Origin of the sequence: Pseudomonas sp. FYR_2 (genome assembly GCF_043106425.1) — a bacterium.
GTDB lineage: Bacteria > Pseudomonadota > Gammaproteobacteria > Pseudomonadales > Pseudomonadaceae > Aquipseudomonas > Aquipseudomonas monteilii.
In genome coordinates this window covers 84,968-100,810 of the sequence record NZ_JBICMM010000047.1, presented here as the reverse complement: position 1 = coordinate 100,810, position 15,843 = coordinate 84,968, and the positions used below count along the sequence as shown (strand labels likewise).

The window sequence follows — 15,843 nt, the reverse complement described above, 5'->3', positions numbered from 1 at the left end:
GAATTCACACATGCAATGGGAAGTTGTGATCGGGCTGGAAATCCACACTCAGCTCGCCACCCAGTCGAAGATCTTCTCCGGCAGCGCCACCACCTTTGGCTCCGAGCCGAACACCCAGGCCAGCCTGGTTGACTTGGGGATGCCCGGCGTACTGCCGGTGTTGAACCAGGAGGCCGTGCGCATGGCGTGCATGTTCGGCCTGGCCATCGATGCCGAAATCGGCAAGCGCAACGTGTTCGCGCGCAAGAACTACTTCTACCCGGACCTGCCCAAGGGTTACCAGATCAGCCAGATGGACCTGCCGATCGTCGGCAAGGGCCACCTGGACATCGCCCTGGAAGACGGCACCATCAAGCGCATAGGGGTCACCCGCGCGCACCTTGAGGAAGACGCCGGCAAGAGCCTGCACGAAGACTTCAGCGGCTCCACCGGCATTGACCTGAACCGCGCCGGCACACCACTGCTGGAAATCGTCTCCGAGCCTGACATGCGCAGCGCCAAGGAGGCCGTGGCCTACGTCAAGGCTATCCACGCACTGGTGCGCTACCTGGGCATCTGCGACGGCAACATGGCCGAAGGCTCGCTGCGTTGCGACTGCAACGTGTCGATCCGCCCGAAAGGCCAGGCCGAATTCGGCACCCGCTGCGAGATCAAGAACGTCAACTCGTTCCGCTTCATCGAGCGCGCGATCAACAGCGAAATCCAGCGCCAGATCGACCTGATCGAAGACGGCGGCAAGGTGGTGCAGGAAACCCGCCTGTACGACCCGAACAAGGACGAAACCCGCTCCATGCGCAGCAAGGAGGAAGCCAACGACTACCGTTACTTCCCCGACCCGGACCTGCTGCCGGTGGTCATTGAGGACAGCTTCCTCGAAACCGTCCGCGCCGGCCTGCCGGAACTGCCACCGCAGAAGGTCGAGCGCTTCCAGAGCCAGTACGGCCTGTCGGCCTACGACGCCAACGTGCTGGCGTCGAGCCGCGAACAGGCTGACTACTTCGAAGAAGTGGTCAAGATCGGTGGCGATGCCAAGCTGGCCGCCAACTGGGTCATGGTCGAGCTGGGCAGCCTGCTGAACAAGCTGGGCGTCGAAATCGACCAGGCACCGGTCAGCGCCGCACAGCTGGGTGGCATGCTGTTGCGCATCCGCGACAACACCATCAGCGGCAAAATTGCCAAGACTGTGTTCGAGGCCATGGCCGCCGGTGAAGGCGATGCCGACAGCATCATCGAGAGCAAAGGCCTGAAGCAGGTCACCGACACCGGTGCGATCGACAAGATGCTCGACGAGATGCTGGCAGCCAATGCCGAGCAGGTCGAACAGTACCGCGCGGCCGATGAAGCCAAGCGTGGCAAGATGTTCGGCTTCTTTGTCGGTCAGGCAATGAAAGCCTCCAAAGGCAAAGCCAACCCGGGGCAGGTGAACCAATTGCTCAAGGCCAAGCTCGAAGGGTGATTGTTTTACCCCTGTAGTCCTGCGAGGGCTTCGCCCTCGTTCGCGAGCAAGCTCGCTCCCACAGTTACAGCGCCGCTGTCACGGGCGGTGATATACCTGTGGGAGCGGGCTTGCCCGCGAATGGCCACACCGGAGCATTTAAATTGCTGAAACGATCACTGAGCACCCTTGCCCTCTTCTCCTTGCTGGCCGGCTGCGCCAGCCACGACATCGACCCACGCGGTTATGACAAAACCGGAACCGCCTCCTATTACGGTTCACGCCACCACGGCAAGCGCACCGCCAGCGGCGAACCCTTCAACCAGCATGGCCTCACCGCCGCCCACCGCAGCCTGCCTTTCGGCACCCGCGTACTGGTGACCAACATGGCCAACCAGCGCAGTGTGGTGGTACGCATCAACGACCGTGGCCCACATACCCGCGGCCGGCTGATCGACCTGTCACGCGCCGCCGCAGAAAAAATCGGCATGCTCCGTAGCGGAACAGCGCGCGTGCGAGTACAAGGGCTTAGCGACTGACGCGACAGGAGTCCGACCATTTTCGACCTGGCCACCCTTCCCACCTTCAGCCTCCTGCAACTGGGCATCGCCCTGGTGTTGCTGGTTGGCGGCGCCGAGTTGCTGGTGCGCGCCGCGCTGCGCCTTGCCCAGCGCCTTCACGTACGCCCGCTGATCATCGGCCTGAGCCTGGTGGCCTTCGGCAGTACCGCGCCACAACTTACCGTAAGCCTGCAGGCTGCCTACCAGGGCGCGCCGGACGTGGCGGTGGGCAGCGTAATCGGCAGCAATATCTTCAACGTGCTGGTCATTCTTGGCCTGGCCGCGCTGATCATTCCCCTGCGCGTGTCGCGCCAACTGGTGCGCCTGGACATTCCGCTGATGATCATCGCCAGCGGCCTGGTCTATGCGCTGTCTGCCAACGGCCACCTGGGCCGGGTTGAAGGGGGGCTGTTGCTTCTGGGCCTGGGCGGTTACCTGGCGATGCTCTGGCACCAGTCGCGTCACTATGCCCGTACCTACCCTGCCCCGGACAGCGCAAAAACCGGTGCCGGGCGCTTCTGGTCCGGCACGCTGCTGCAGGTGCTGGCCGGCCTTGGCTTGCTGAGCCTGGCGGGCCACCTGCTGCTGGAGGCCGCTGTGGAGGTTGCCACCGACCTGGGCCTGTCCGAACGCATCATTGGCCTTACCGTTGTCGCCATCTGCACCTCCCTGCCTGAGCTGGCCGCCGCGCTGATTGCCGCCCTGCGCGGCGAACGGGAAATCGCCGTGGGTACGGTGATCGGCAGCAACCTGTTCAACCTGCTGGCTGTATTGGGCCTGACCGCACTCGTCACGCCCGAGCCGCTGTCGATTTCACCCAATGCGCTGTCTTTCGACCTGCCAGTGATGCTCGGCGTTGCGGCACTGAGCCTGCCGGTGTTTTATTCCGGCTATCGCGTCACCCGTGCCGAAGGCCTGGTATTCCTTTGCCTGTACCTAGCCTACGGCCTGCACGTAGCAGCCTTTACCATGGGGATGCCGCTGGCTGGTCGACTTGAACATTTGATGCTGTTCTATGTACTGCCGGTGCTCGCCGTGGTGCTGCTGTTCACCACTGTGCGCGCCTGGCGTCGCCAACACTAAGGAAAACAACATGGCTGATAGCAACAAGACCGGCGAACAGATTCGCCGCCAGGTAATGGGCGATGCATTCGTCGACCGCGCACTGGGCAATGCCACCGACTTTACCCAGCCGCTACAGGACTTTGTCAATGAACATGCCTGGGGCAGCGTATGGGCCCGCGAGGGGCTACCACTGAAGACCCGCAGCCTGATTACCCTGGCCACGCTGACAGCACTCAAGTGCCCGCAAGAGCTCAAGGGGCATGTGCGCGGGGCATTGAACAATGGCTGTACGGTGGAGGAGATTCGCGAGGCGTTGCTGCATTGCGCAGTGTATGCGGGAGTGCCGGCAGCAATTGATGCCTTCAGGGCGGCACAGGAAGTGATCGACAGCTATCAGTAGTTGCCTGCACCGGCCTCTTCGCGGGCAAACCCGCCAAGAGGCCGGCACTGCCTTACTTGGCTTGGCGAGCCTTCTTCATCTTGAAGGCCACCCACAGCACCAGGATCCACCCCGGGATCAGCATCACCGAAATGCGGATCGGCGGCGTCAGGTACATCACCACCAGAATCAGCACGATGAACGCCAGGCACAGGTAGTTGGTCAACGGGTGCCCCCAGCTCCTGTAGAACGGGGTAATGCCTGCGGCCAGCTTGGCCTTGCGGAATTTCAGGTGGGTAATACTGATGCTCGCCCAGTTGATGACCAATGCCGACACCGCCAAGGCCATCAGCAAGCCAAAAGCCTCACCCGGCATCAGGTAGTTGATCACCACGCACAGGCCGGTGGCAAAGGCCGACACACCCAATGCAGTCAGCGGCACGCCGCTGCGGCTCACTTTCAGCAATTGACGCGGCGCGTCACCCTGGCTGGCCAGGCCGAACAGCATGCGGCTGTTGGCATACACACAGCTGTTGTACACCGACAGCGCGGCCGTCAGCACCACGATGTTGAGGATGGTCGCTACCAGGTCGCTGTCCAGCTCGTGGAAGATCATCACGAACGGGCTGCCGCCCTGCACCACCTTCTGCCACGGGTACAGCGACAGCAGCACCGCCAGGGCACCGATGTAGAAGATCAGGATGCGGTAAACCACCTGGTTGGTGGCCTTGGGAATGCTCTGGCGAGGGTTGTCAGCCTCGGCAGCGGTGATACCCACCAGCTCCAGGCCACCGAACGAGAACATGATCACCGCCAGCGCCATCACCAGGCCAGTGACACCGTTAGGGAAGAAGCCGCCGTATTGCCACAGGTTGGCCACGCTGGCATCCGGGCCGCCATGGCCGCTGCTCAGCAGCCAGGCGCCAAAGCCGATCATGCTGACGATGGCGACCACCTTGACCAGGGCGAACCAGAACTCCATCTCGCCGTAGACCTTTACCTGGGTCAGGTTGATGAGGTTGATCACCACGAAGAAGATCGCTGCCGTGGCCCAGGTCGGGAACTCTGGCCACCAGTACTGCACGTAGATACCCACCGCAGTCAGCTCGGCCATGCCGACCAGCACGTACACCACCCAGTAGTTCCAGCCCGACACGAAGCCGGCGAACTCGCTCCAGTACTGGTGGGCGAAGTGGCTGAAGCTGCCGGCGACCGGCTCTTCCACCACCATTTCGCCCAACTGGCGCATGATCAGGAAAGCCATCAGGCCAGCGATGGCATAACCCAGCAGAACGGAAGGGCCGGCCAGCTGAATGGTCTGGGCGATACCCAGGAACAACCCGGTACCGATGGCCCCACCCAGCGCGATCAGCTGGATATGGCGATTCTTCAGCCCGCGCTGTAACCGCTCGGGCGTGCTCTGGTCTTGCATGAAGTGTCCTTTAGCTCAGTGAGGCTGTGTTTTTTGTGTTGTTTGCAGTCAAGGATCTAGATCCATCCGCCCCACTGCAAGATGAAAATGCCGATATTGGTGGTGATCGCCGCCATTAGCGTGGTAATTACGATGATCGACGCTGCCAGCTCATGGTTACCATTGGCCGCTCGCGCCATCACATAGCTGGCGGCGGCGGTCGGGCTGCCGATGTACAGGAACAGGATACCCAGCTCCGCACCCCGGAAACCGCACAACCATGCGCCAAGGGTACCGAGCAGTGGCAGCCAGACCATCTTCACCAGGCTGGCATCGATGGCCAGCCTGCCACTGTCGCGCAACGCCGCCAGCGACAGTGTGCCGCCAATGCAGATGAGCGCCAGCGGCAGGGTCATCTGCGCCAGGTAATCGCCCGAGGTCAGCAGCCAGTTGGGCAGCGGCACCTGGCCGTAAGCCATGGGCGTGGCTACCAATACGCTAATGATCAACGGGTTGCTGAAAATGCTCTTGCAGATGCTCCACGGGTCGGACTTGAGGTCCGGGCTGTACACCGCCAGCACCAATGCCGACAGCGAGTTGTACATGAGGATGACCAGGCCGGCGAGCACCGCCCCCAAGGAAATACCATAGTCACCGTACAGGCTGGCGGCCAAGGCCAGGCCGATCACGCCGTTATTGCCGCGAAACGCGCCCTGGGTATAGATGCCGCGCTCTGCCAGCGGGCTGCGCCAGATGGCCAGGCCCCAGGCGATGGCGAAACCGACCAGGGTGGCGACGATAAAGTAGAGGATGACACCCGGTTTTACCGCAGAGGCCAGGTCGGCGTGGTAGATGCCGAGAAACAGCAGCGCCGGCATGCAGACGTTGAACACCAGTTGCGAGGCGACGCGATTGAAATTGTCATCGATCAGATGGATGCGTTTGAGCAGTACGCCCATGAACAGCATGGCGAAGACCGGTGCCGTGATGTTCAGCGTCTGGATAAGAAGGGCGAGCATGCGCAAGCGATCCTGGAGGGGGTTGCCGTTAGGGGGCTAATGATACGCCAACGGCTGGGATTTGCGGGGATCGCGGGGTGTTATAGAGAAATTTCTGTCAGTGCCGGCCCTTTCGCGACGGTTCGGCGCGAAGGGGCCAGCACTGCCAATAAAGAATCAGCGCCGAACCGGCCGCTTCTGCAATTTGCGCTGTAAAGTCCGCCGGTGCATGCCCAGCGCCCGCGCAGTGGCTGAGATGTTGCCCTCGTGCTCATTCAACACGCGCTGGATGTGCTCCCACTGCAGGCGGTCGACCGACATCGGGTTTTCCGGCACCAGGGTATCCAGGTCGGTGTGCTCCGACAGCAGCGCCGCCAGCACATCATCGGCATCGGCCGGCTTGCACAGGTAGTTGCAGGCGCCCCGCTTCACCGCCTCCACCGCCGTGGCAATGCTCGAGTACCCGGTCAGGATCACCACGCGCATTTCCGGGTCCAGTTCCAGCAGCTTGGGCAGCAGCACCAGGCCCGAGTCACCGTCCATCTTCAGGTCCAGCGTGGCGTAGTCCGGCAGGTCCTGCTGGGCCAGGATCAAGCCCTCCTCGGCAGAACTGGCAGTGCTCACGCGGAAACCGCGGCGGCTCATGGCCCGGGCCATGACCCGGGTGAAGGTGGCATCGTCATCCACCAGCAGCAGGTGCGGCAGCTCTTCGCTTTCGACCTGGTTTTCTTCGCTCATCATTCATCTCCTCGCTTGCCATAGGGCAGGCGCAGTTCGGTCAGGGTGCCACCCTGTTCATGACTATAGAGTTTCACCGAACCGCCCGCACGGGTCACGCTGGCCTTGCTCAAGAACAGGCCAAGGCCGAAGCCTTTGCCTTTGGTGGTAATGAAGGGTTTGCCGATGGCTTCGGCAATGGCCGGCGGCACGCCCGGGCCGTGGTCGCGGATGCTGATGACGATGTCGTGGGCGTCCCAGTCCAGGCGCACCTCCAGGTCATCGGGGCAGGCATCGGCGGCATTGTTCAACAGATTCAGCAACGCCTGGGTCAGGTCCGGTGGCGGAGTCAGGCGCGGCACTTTGCCGTCGCGCAGGCGCTGGAAGCGGTAACTGGCTTCCGGGCGCATCAAGTGCCAACGGTTCAGCGCCTCGTCCAGCCAGGCGGTCACGTCCTGCTCCACGATAGCAAGGCGACGGTTGGCTTCGGCGGCACGCACCAGCTGCTGCAACGTCTCTTTGCACAGTTTTACCTGGTCTTGAAGGATTTGCAGGTCTTCTTGCAGCAACGGGTCGGCGTGGTCCTGGCGCATTTCATTCAGTAGCACGCTCATAGTCGCCAACGGCGTGCCCAGTTCATGGGCGGCGCCAGCGGCCTGGGTGGCCACGGCCAGTAGCTGCTCGTCTCGCAGGCTTTCTTCCCTGCGCTCGGAACGCAGTTGCTCCTGGCGGCGCAGCTCTTCGGCCATGCGCGCGGCAAAGAAGGTGATCACCGCTGCGGCCAGGGCAATACTGAGCCACATGCCGTACACCTGCATCTTGTCCCGCGCCATCGGCAGGCCTTCGAGCGGGTAGAACTGCACCAGCAGCAGGCTGTAGGCCGTCAGGGCAATGCCCGAAAGAATCAGCGAATACAGCCACGGCAAGGTCACCGCAGCAATCGCCAGCGGTACCAGGTAATACGACACGAACGGGTTGGTCGAGCCACCTGAGTAATACAGCAAGGCACTGTGGATCAGCAGGTCGCAGGCCAGCTGCAGGGCATATTCCATTTCGGTGACCGGCAGCGACAGGCGCAGGCGCAGCGCCGTGAAGGCGCACAGCAGCGAGGACAAGGCCAAGGTGCCAGCCAGCGACAGCCAAGGTAAAGGCAGCAGTTCGGTCCAGTAGGCAACGCCCACGGAGCCTGCCTGGGCAGCCAGGACCAGGACCCGAATGACGGTCAGGCGCCAGAGGTTCTGGCGGGTAGCAGACAGCGGTTGTACGGCGGCGAGCATGAGCTCTCCTGATGAGTGCTCCAGAAAAATCGGCTGGAGTATACCGAAGCCGGGCGCCTCGCTGCAGCGATGCGGCAAAGCGCCACACTTTGTCACAGGTTCATGATGGCACTTTTGAACCCACTACACTGTTGCCGGTCAGATGGGCCATGCGTGGAATGGATGACCAGACCCCACGCCTTTTATTGCCAAGGAGTACCACATGCAAATCCCTCGTCGCGGCGCCGCCCTTGTCCTGTCTTGCGGCCTACTCGCCAGCCTGCCGGTGCTGGCTGCCGATGAACCGCGTTACAACCAGGTATCGCTGCGTGCCGAAGTCAGCAAGGAAGTGGCGCGTGACCTGATGGTCGTCACCCTGTACAGCGAAGCGCAGAACACCGACCCGGGCAAGCTCGCCAAGCAGATCACCGAAGCCATGAACAAGGCCGTGCAGCAGTCGCGTCAGGTCAAGGATGTGAAGATCAGCCAGGGCAGCCGCAACAGCTACCCGGTCTATGACAGCAAGGGCCAGAAGATCACCGGCTGGCGCGAGCGCGCCGAGCTGCGCCTGGAAAGCGCCAACTTCCCGGCCCTGTCCCAGCTTACCGCTGACCTGCTGCAAGAACTGAAAATGGGCGGCATGGACTTCTCCATTGCCCCGGCCACACGCAAGGCCAGCGAGGATGCACTGCTCAAGGACGCGGTCGATGCCTTCAAGGCGCGTGCGCAACTGGCCACCGAGGCGCTGGGCGGCAAGGGCTACAAAGTGGTCAGCCTGAACCTCAACAGCAGCGGCTACCCGCGCCCGTACCTGCGTAGCGCACCGATGGCAATGAAGGCCATGGGGGCTGACGAGGCGGCGCCAGCGCCGGATATCGAGGCGGGTACCAGTGAAGTGAGCATGAATGCCGATGGCTTGATCGAAGTGCAGATGCCCTGACAGCCACAAGCTTCAAGCAGCAAGCGACAAGTGGACCGTGAACACCGTCTGCTTTGCCTTGCAGCTTGAAGCTTGCCACTTATAGCTGTTTTTCAGACCTTTCCTACGCACCACAAAGGTGCCTCCTACATTTACCCCCGCCCCGAAACATTCTGCAAAATGCCATCATTTTGCCTGCGCAAACGTTTAACTTCGTCGAAAGTTACAACGATGCGACATCCATGTACGGCCGTACCACTTTTCTGGCGCCAACTATCCTTCTACCTGTTGCATTGGGAACATCCCCTGCATAAGTATCCGCAGGTCGGCTCACGAGGCCACCTCATCCGAAAAATGACAACAATGAGGCCACCATGCTCAAACACGCAGTCATTCCGTTCCTGCTGGGTGCAGGCTTGCTCACCGGCGCACCGTCGGCGCTTGCCGCGTCCAACCTGGTGTTCTGCTCCGAAGGCAGCCCGGCCGGTTTCGACCCGGGGCAGTACACCACCGGGACCGATTTCGATGCCTCGGCCGAGACCGTGTTCAACCGCCTGACCCAGTTCGAGCGCGGCGGTACGGCAGTCATCCCGGGCCTGGCGACCAAGTGGGAAGTCTCCGACGATGGCAAGACCTACACCTTCCACCTGCGTGAAGGCGTCAAGTTCCACACCACCGACTATTTCAAGCCCTCCCGCCCCTTCAACGCCGACGACGTGCTGTTCACCTTCAACCGCATGCTCGACAAGGACCACCCCTTCCGCAAAGCCTACCCCACCGAGTTCCCGTACTTCACCGACATGGGCATGGACAACAACATCGCCAAGGTGGAGAAACTCGACGAGCACACGGTGAAATTCACCCTCAACGAAGTCGACGCCGCGTTCATCCAGAACCTGGCCATGAGCTTCGCCTCCATCCAGTCCGCCGAATACGCCGACCAGTTACTGAAAAACGGCAAGGCCGCCGACATCAACCAGAAACCGATCGGTACCGGCCCGTTCGTGTTCAGCAAGTATCAGAAAGACGCGCAGATCCGCTTCAAGGGCAACAAGGACTACTGGCAACCCGATGACGTGAAGATCGACAACCTGATTTTCGCCATCACCACCGATGCCTCGGTGCGCATGCAGAAGCTGAAGAAGAACGAGTGCCAGGTCACCCTGTTCCCCCGCCCGGCCGACATCGAGCCGCTAAAGGCCGACAAGAACCTGCAAATGCCACAGCAGGCCGGCTTCAACCTTGGCTACATCGCCTACAACGTGATGGACAAGATCAAGGGCAGTAATGAGGCCAACCCGATGGCCCAGCTGAAAGTGCGCCAAGCGCTGGACATGGCGGTGGACAAGAAGAAGATCATCGAGTCGGTCTATCAGGGCGCCGGCCAGTTGGCCGTCAACGCCATGCCACCGACCCAGTGGTCGTATGACGACAGCATCAAGGATGCGCCATACGACCCCGAAAAGGCCAAGCAACTGCTCAAGGAAGCCGGCATCAAGGAAGGCACCGAAATCACCCTGTGGGCCATGCCCGTGCAACGCCCGTACAACCCCAATGCCAAGCTGATGGCCGAAATGCTCCAGTCCGACTGGGCCAAGATCGGTATCAAGGCGAAAATCGTCAGCTACGAATGGGGCGAATACATCAAACGCTCCAAAGGCGGCGAACAGGGCGCCATGCTGATTGGCTGGAGCGGCGACAACGGCGACCCGGACAACTGGCTGGGCACCCTCTACGGCTGCGATGCGGTCGACGGCAACAACTTCTCCAAATGGTGCTACAAGCCCTACGACGACCTGATCAAGCAGGCCAAGGCCACCTCCGATCAGGCCAAGCGCACCGAGCTGTACCAGAAGGCACAGCACATCCTCAAGGAGCAGGTGCCGATCACCCCGATCGCCCACTCCACCGTGTACCAGCCCATGAGCGCCAAGGTGAAGGACTTCAAGATCAGCCCGTTTGCGCTGAACGCCTTCTACGGCGTCAGCGTGGACAAATAGGGTTAACTGCGGCACCCGGGCAATAGCGGGTGCCTTCCCCATCACCTCTTCAATGTCGTCCTGCGGCTACCCGCTGCGGGTTGGGTGAACTGTTGCCGCCATTCATACCCGAGGCGGTGCAAACAGACGAAAAAGGATTCGCCATGCGCCACGCTACCTGCCTATCAGCCCTGTTGGCACTAGGCCTGATCAGCCAATCCCTTCCCTCGCTGGCCAACAGCCTGGTGTTCTGCTCCGAAGGCAGCCCAGCCGGTTTCGACACGGCCCAGTACACCAGCGCCACCGACAACGACGCCGCCGAACCGATCTACAACCGCCTGGTGGAGTTCGAGCGCGGCGGCACCGCCGTACACCCTGCCCTGGCGACGCGCTGGGAGGTATCGGACGATGGCCTGCACTACACCTTCCACCTGCGCGAAGGGGTGAAGTTCCACAGCAACAAGGCCTTTACCCCGAGCCGTGACTTCAACGCCGACGACGTGCTGTTCACCTTCAAACGCATGCTCGACAAGGGCCACCCGTTCCGCCAGGCCTACCCCACCGAGTTCCCCTATTTCATCAGCATGGGCCTGGACAAGAACATCGCCCGTGTCGAGAAAATCGACCCGATGACCGTGGCATTCACCCTGAAATCGGTCGATGCCGCGTTCACCCAAAACCTGGCGATGAGTTTCGCCTCCATCCTCTCTGCCGAATACGCCGACCAATTGATGGCCAGCGGTCGCCCCAGCGACATCAACCAGCAGCCCATCGGCACCGGGCCGTTCGTGTTCCAGCGTTACCAGAAGGATTCGCAGATCCGCTACAAGGGCAACAAGGATTACTGGGCACCGAATGAAGTGAAGATCGACAACCTGGTGTTCTCGATCAACATCGACCCTTCTGTGCGTATCCAGAAGCTGCGCCGCAACGAATGCCAGGTCACCCTGCACCCACGCCCGGCCGACCTGCCGGCACTCAAGGCCGACAGCAAGCTGCAGGTGTTGCAGCAGCCGGGCTTCAACCTCGGCTACATCGCCTACAACACCCAGCACCCGCCATTCGACCGCCTGGAAGTACGCCAGGCGATGGACATGGCGGTGGACAAGGCAGCCATCATCCAGGCGGTGTATCAGGACTCCGGCCAACGGGCGGTCAACGCCATGCCGCCCACCCAGTGGTCCTATGACGAAAGCCTCAAGGACGCACCCTACGACCCGGAAAAGGCCAAACAGCTGCTCCAGCAGGCCGGGGTCAAGCCTGGCACCGAAGTCACTTTGTGGGCCATGCCCGTACAGCGCCCGTACAACCCCAACGCCAAACTGATGGCTGAAATGCTCCAGGCCGACTGGAACAAGCTCGGTTTCAAGGTGCGCATCGTCAGCTACGAGTGGGGTGAATACCTCAAGCGCATGAAAAGCGGCGAGCACGACATCGCCCTGATCGGCTGGACCGGTGACAACGGTGACCCGGACAACTGGCTGGGCACCCTCTACAGCTGCGACGCCATCGGCAGCAATAACTACTCGCTGTGGTGCGACCCGCAATACGACAGCCTGGTCAAGCAAGCCAAGCAGGTTACCGACCGCACCCAGCGCACCGCCCTGTACCAGCAGGCCCAGCAGCGGCTGAAGCAACAGGTGCCGATTACCCCGGTGGCGCATTCCACGGTCAACCAACCGCTCAGCGTCAAGGTTTCCGAGTTCAAGGTCAGCCCGTTTGGGCGCAATGATTTTTCCGGTGTGAGTGTGGACTGATTTGTAGCCCTCAAGGGCCTCTTCGCGGGTAAACCCGCTCCCACAGCGTTATCCCCTAGCCAGGAGTCTGCACAGATCCCTGTGGGAGCCGGCTTACCGGCGATTGGGCCAGTACAGGCAACACAACACCCCGATTTTAGCCCGGCGATCCCGCGGCAACCCTGGCAGCACCGCAATAACCATCCGGCCCACAAGGCCGGCAATAACTAGAAAAGAATGGGAGCTTCAACCTTGAGAGTATTCACCTTGACCGCACTTGCTTTATCCATCAGTGCCTTATCCACCGTGGCCCAGGCCGACCCGCAAAGCCAGGACTACCTCCCCCTCACCCTCAAAGACAGCAGCGAGCAAGCGCAAGCCAGCGGCTTCATCGACGGCCAGAGCCTGTCCGGCACCACCCGCAACTGGTACGCCCGCGAACGCGCCGCCCGCGCACCGCTGTGGCGCTACTACAAGAGCGACGGCACCCGCAAACCTACCCACAGCCGCGAAAACTGGCTGCAGGGCAGCATCCTCAACTACAGCTCCGGCTTTACCCAGGGCACCGTGGGCTTTGCTGTCGAGGCCGCCGGCTACAAGGCCATCGCCCTGCAACAGGACCGCCAGGCCGTCGCCGGCCCCAACAACCGCACCCTCACTCACAGCGATGGCGACCCCATCGGCCAGTGGAGCAAACTGGGCCTGGGCAACATCAAGGCACGCGTGTCCAACACCACCCTTACCCTGGGCCGTCAGTCGGTGGACACTCCAATGATCGCCTACATCGGCAACCGCGCCTTGCCATCCAGCTTCCAGGGTGCGTTCCTGCACAGCGCCGAGTTCGACAACCTCAGCTTCGACCTGGGCACCTTCGACCGCGTCTCGCCACGCACCGAGCAAAGCCTCAGCAAATTCCGCAGCGAATACAGCGCCACCGGCGTGGAAACCGATCGCGCCAGCACGGCCGGCATCAACTACCAGCCGCTCAAGAGCCTGAGCACCAGCCTGTACGCCACCAAGGTCGACGACTTCTGGAACCAGTACTACTTCGGCGCCAACCACGTGCTGGGCGACAGCGCGGTACTCAGCCTGAGCACCGGCCTGAACTACTACAAGACCGTGGACGCCGGCAGCCAGAAGATGGGCAAGATCGACAACGACACCTACAGCCTGTCGCTCGACCTGACCCACCAGGCCCACACCATCGGCGCCTCGTGGCAGCAGGTGAACGGTAACGAGTACTTCGACTACCTGCACGAAACCAACGGCATCTACCTGGCCAACTCGCTGCTGTCGGACTTCAACGGCCCCAACGAAAAATCGCTGAAGATCTCCTACGTGCTGAACATGGCGCCCTACGGCGTACCGGGCCTGAAGTTCAATCTGTACAACGCCCGCGGCTGGGGCATCGACGGTACCCATTACCGCGGTACCGCCTACGACGTGAACGGCCTGGACGGCGAAACCCACTACGAGTGGGGCATCGGCACCAGCTACGCGGTGCAAAGCGGGCCGCTGAAAGACACCAGCATCCGCGCCACCTACACCACCCACCGCGCCAGCAAGGCCCAGGGTGACGGCAGCCTGGATGAGTTCCGGGTGGTCACCACCATTCCATTCAACATTCTCTGACCGCTGACGCCACGGCCCGGTCTGTGCGGGCCGTGGCAGCTACGCTGGAATCAATGCAAGCCGGGAGACCTGAACCCATGCAGAGTGCTTTCATGAAATCGTTACCGTTGCGCCTTGCCCTCGCCGCGCTGGTGCTGGGCAGCGCCACGCATCTGGCGGCCAAACCGTTGGTGGTCTGTACCGAGGCCAGCCCGGAAGGATTCGACGTTGTCCAGTACACCACCGGGGTCACGTTCGATGCCACCGCCGAAACGTTGTTCAACCGCTTGGTCGACTTCAAGCCCGGCACCACCGACATCGAGCCGGCACTGGCCGAACGCTGGGACATTTCACCCGACGGCCTGACTTACACCTTCCACCTGCGCGAAGGGGTGAAGTTCCACACCACCGACTACTTCAAGCCAACCCGTGAGTTCAATGCTGATGACGTGCTATGGAGCCTACGCCGCCAGCTCGACCCTGCTCACCCGTGGCATGACAAGACCAGCGTCGGTTACCCGTATTTCGAAAGCATGGCCTTCAAAAGCCTGCTCAAGTCGGTGGAAAAGACCGACGACCGCACCGTCGTGATCACCCTCACCCGCCCCGAAGCACCGTTCCTGCGGGACATGGCCATGGGCTTCACGTCGATCTACTCCGCCGAATACGGCGACCAGTTGCTCAAGGCCGGTAAAACCGCCGAGCTGAACAGCAAGCCGATCGGCACCGGCCCGTTCATCTTCCAGCGCTACAACAAGGACGCCCAGGTGCGCTTCAAGCCCAACCCGGACTACTTCCGCGGCAAGCCACCGGCCGATGCACTGATTTTCGCCATCGCCACCGACAGCAACGTGCGTCTGCAAAAACTGCGCGCCAATGAATGCCAAGTTGCGCTCTACCCCAAGCCGGAAGACGTGCCGGCGATCAAGGCCGACGCCAAACTCAAGGTGGCCGAGACCGAAGCGCTGGTCACCGGCTACATCGCCATGAATACCGAGCACAAGTACCTCAACGATGTGCGCGTGCGTAAAGCCATCAACATGGCCTTCGACCGCCAGGCCCATGTTGACCAGCTTTTTGGCAAGGGCAATGCATTGGTCGGGGTGAACCCTTACCCACCGACCATGATCGGTTACAACACCAGCAACCAGAACCCGCCGCGAGACCTCGACAAGGCACGCGCCTTGCTCAAGGAAGCTGGCGTACCACAAGGTACGGTCATCAACCTGTTCACACGCAACGGCGGCGGCATGACCAATCCCAACCCGAGGCTGTCCGCCGAAATGCTGCAGGCTGACCTGAAACAGATCGGCCTGAAGCTGGATATTCGCGTAATGGAATGGGCCGAAATGCTGCGCCGCGCCAAAAAGGGCGAAGCCGACCTGGTGTCCACCGGCTGGGCCGGCGACAACGGCGACCCCGACAACTTCCTCACCCCGCTGCTGAGCTGCGAAGCGGCGAAGAACGGCGAAAACTACGCCCGCTGGTGCAACCCGAAATTCCAGGAGTTGATCACCCGCGCCCGCGAAGTGATCAATGACGACGAACGTGCAAGGCTCTATAGCGAGGCATTGAAGGTGTACGATGACGACCAACCCTGGATCAGCATGGCCCACCCCAAGGTGTTCGTGGTCATGCGTGACAACGTGGAGGGCTACGTGATCAGCCCTCTGACCAAAAATAACTTCGCCACCACCAAGGTGAAGTAGAACAACAACGACCGCCGGCAACCCACACGGGAACCGGCGGCACTGCCGTGGCGTGCTGCTGGCCCCAC

Annotated in this window: 13 protein-coding genes; 9 read left to right on the top strand and 4 right to left on the bottom strand. The window is 61.6% G+C overall.

The features are described from left to right. Positions 1-10: 10 nt before the first annotated feature. The 4 genes from gatB (at position 11) to ACF8R4_RS20715 (ending at position 3,460) form a co-directional block, all read left to right on the top strand. The gene (gene gatB, locus ACF8R4_RS20730) at positions 11-1,456 is read left to right on the top strand and encodes an Asp-tRNA(Asn)/Glu-tRNA(Gln) amidotransferase subunit GatB (protein ID WP_016713158.1); all 1,446 of its coding nucleotides are present in this window, start codon (positions 11-13) and stop codon (positions 1,454-1,456) included. A 143-nt stretch (positions 1,457-1,599) separates the two neighbouring features. Beyond that, entirely contained in the window at positions 1,600-1,974 is a 375-nt protein-coding gene (locus ACF8R4_RS20725) for a septal ring lytic transglycosylase RlpA family protein (RefSeq protein ID WP_177337148.1), read from the top strand. A 60-nt stretch (positions 1,975-2,034) separates the two neighbouring features. Next, a complete protein-coding gene (locus ACF8R4_RS20720; RefSeq protein WP_060501783.1) occupies positions 2,035-3,078 on the top strand; it encodes a calcium/sodium antiporter in 1,044 nt (347 codons plus the stop codon). Positions 3,079-3,088: 10 nt separating this feature from the next. Next, the gene (locus ACF8R4_RS20715; protein ID WP_016713161.1) at positions 3,089-3,460 is read left to right on the top strand and encodes a carboxymuconolactone decarboxylase family protein; all 372 of its coding nucleotides are present in this window, start codon (positions 3,089-3,091) and stop codon (positions 3,458-3,460) included. A 52-nt stretch (positions 3,461-3,512) separates the two neighbouring features. Here ACF8R4_RS20715 and ACF8R4_RS20710 read toward each other — a convergent pair whose 3' ends face one another. The 4 genes from ACF8R4_RS20710 to ACF8R4_RS20695 form a co-directional block, all read right to left on the bottom strand. Beyond that, entirely contained in the window at positions 3,513-4,871 is a 1,359-nt protein-coding gene (locus ACF8R4_RS20710; protein ID WP_182408655.1) for an amino acid permease, read from the bottom strand. Between the two features lie 56 nt (positions 4,872-4,927). Further along, positions 4,928-5,869 carry an AEC family transporter gene (locus tag ACF8R4_RS20705; protein ID WP_060501787.1) on the bottom strand — a complete coding sequence of 314 codons (942 nt, stop codon included), beginning with the start codon at positions 5,867-5,869 and terminating at the stop codon, positions 4,928-4,930. 156 nt (positions 5,870-6,025) lie between these two features. After that, the gene (locus tag ACF8R4_RS20700; RefSeq protein ID WP_003255244.1) at positions 6,026-6,586 is read right to left on the bottom strand and encodes a response regulator transcription factor; all 561 of its coding nucleotides are present in this window, start codon (positions 6,584-6,586) and stop codon (positions 6,026-6,028) included. Then, a complete protein-coding gene (locus ACF8R4_RS20695; protein ID WP_016713164.1) occupies positions 6,586-7,842 on the bottom strand; it encodes an ATP-binding protein in 1,257 nt (418 codons plus the stop codon). The genes ACF8R4_RS20700 and ACF8R4_RS20695 overlap by 1 nt, the downstream gene beginning before the upstream one ends. Before the next feature lie 202 nt (positions 7,843-8,044). Between ACF8R4_RS20695 and ACF8R4_RS20690 the strand changes: the two genes are divergently transcribed. The 5 genes from ACF8R4_RS20690 (at position 8,045) to ACF8R4_RS20670 (ending at position 15,775) form a co-directional block, all read left to right on the top strand. Then, entirely contained in the window at positions 8,045-8,761 is a 717-nt protein-coding gene (locus ACF8R4_RS20690; protein WP_060501789.1) for an SIMPL domain-containing protein, read from the top strand. Positions 8,762-9,114: 353 nt separating this feature from the next. Next, on the top strand, positions 9,115-10,740 hold the full coding sequence (locus ACF8R4_RS20685) for an ABC transporter substrate-binding protein (protein WP_060501791.1): 1,626 nt from the start codon (positions 9,115-9,117) through the stop codon (positions 10,738-10,740). Positions 10,741-10,883: 143 nt separating this feature from the next. Continuing rightward, positions 10,884-12,476 carry an ABC transporter substrate-binding protein gene (locus tag ACF8R4_RS20680; protein ID WP_392493358.1) on the top strand — a complete coding sequence of 531 codons (1,593 nt, stop codon included), beginning with the start codon at positions 10,884-10,886 and terminating at the stop codon, positions 12,474-12,476. Between the two features lie 231 nt (positions 12,477-12,707). Next, on the top strand, positions 12,708-14,087 hold the full coding sequence (locus tag ACF8R4_RS20675) for an OprD family porin (RefSeq protein ID WP_392493357.1): 1,380 nt from the start codon (positions 12,708-12,710) through the stop codon (positions 14,085-14,087). 77 nt (positions 14,088-14,164) lie between these two features. Continuing rightward, the gene (locus ACF8R4_RS20670; protein WP_392493356.1) at positions 14,165-15,775 is read left to right on the top strand and encodes an ABC transporter substrate-binding protein; all 1,611 of its coding nucleotides are present in this window, start codon (positions 14,165-14,167) and stop codon (positions 15,773-15,775) included. Positions 15,776-15,843 lie beyond the last annotated feature (68 nt).

Bases quoted from the DNA above. Each gene is read 5' to 3' on its own strand.
- ACF8R4_RS20700 (WP_003255244.1), bottom strand. From the start codon at position 6,586: ATGAGCGAAGAAAACCAGGTCGAAAGCGAAGAGCTGCCGCACCTGCTG.
- ACF8R4_RS20685 (WP_060501791.1), top strand. From the start codon at position 9,115: ATGCTCAAACACGCAGTCATTCCGTTCCTGCTGGGTGCAGGCTTGCTC.
- ACF8R4_RS20670 (WP_392493356.1), top strand. From the start codon at position 14,165: ATGCAGAGTGCTTTCATGAAATCGTTACCGTTGCGCCTTGCCCTCGCC.
- ACF8R4_RS20690 (WP_060501789.1), top strand. From the start codon at position 8,045: ATGCAAATCCCTCGTCGCGGCGCCGCCCTTGTCCTGTCTTGCGGCCTA.
- ACF8R4_RS20680 (WP_392493358.1), top strand. From the start codon at position 10,884: ATGCGCCACGCTACCTGCCTATCAGCCCTGTTGGCACTAGGCCTGATC.
- gatB (WP_016713158.1), top strand. From the start codon at position 11: ATGCAATGGGAAGTTGTGATCGGGCTGGAAATCCACACTCAGCTCGCC.
- ACF8R4_RS20715 (WP_016713161.1), top strand. From the start codon at position 3,089: ATGGCTGATAGCAACAAGACCGGCGAACAGATTCGCCGCCAGGTAATG.
- ACF8R4_RS20705 (WP_060501787.1), bottom strand. From the start codon at position 5,869: ATGCTCGCCCTTCTTATCCAGACGCTGAACATCACGGCACCGGTCTTC.
- ACF8R4_RS20695 (WP_016713164.1), bottom strand. From the start codon at position 7,842: ATGCTCGCCGCCGTACAACCGCTGTCTGCTACCCGCCAGAACCTCTGG.
- ACF8R4_RS20710 (WP_182408655.1), bottom strand. From the start codon at position 4,871: ATGCAAGACCAGAGCACGCCCGAGCGGTTACAGCGCGGGCTGAAGAAT.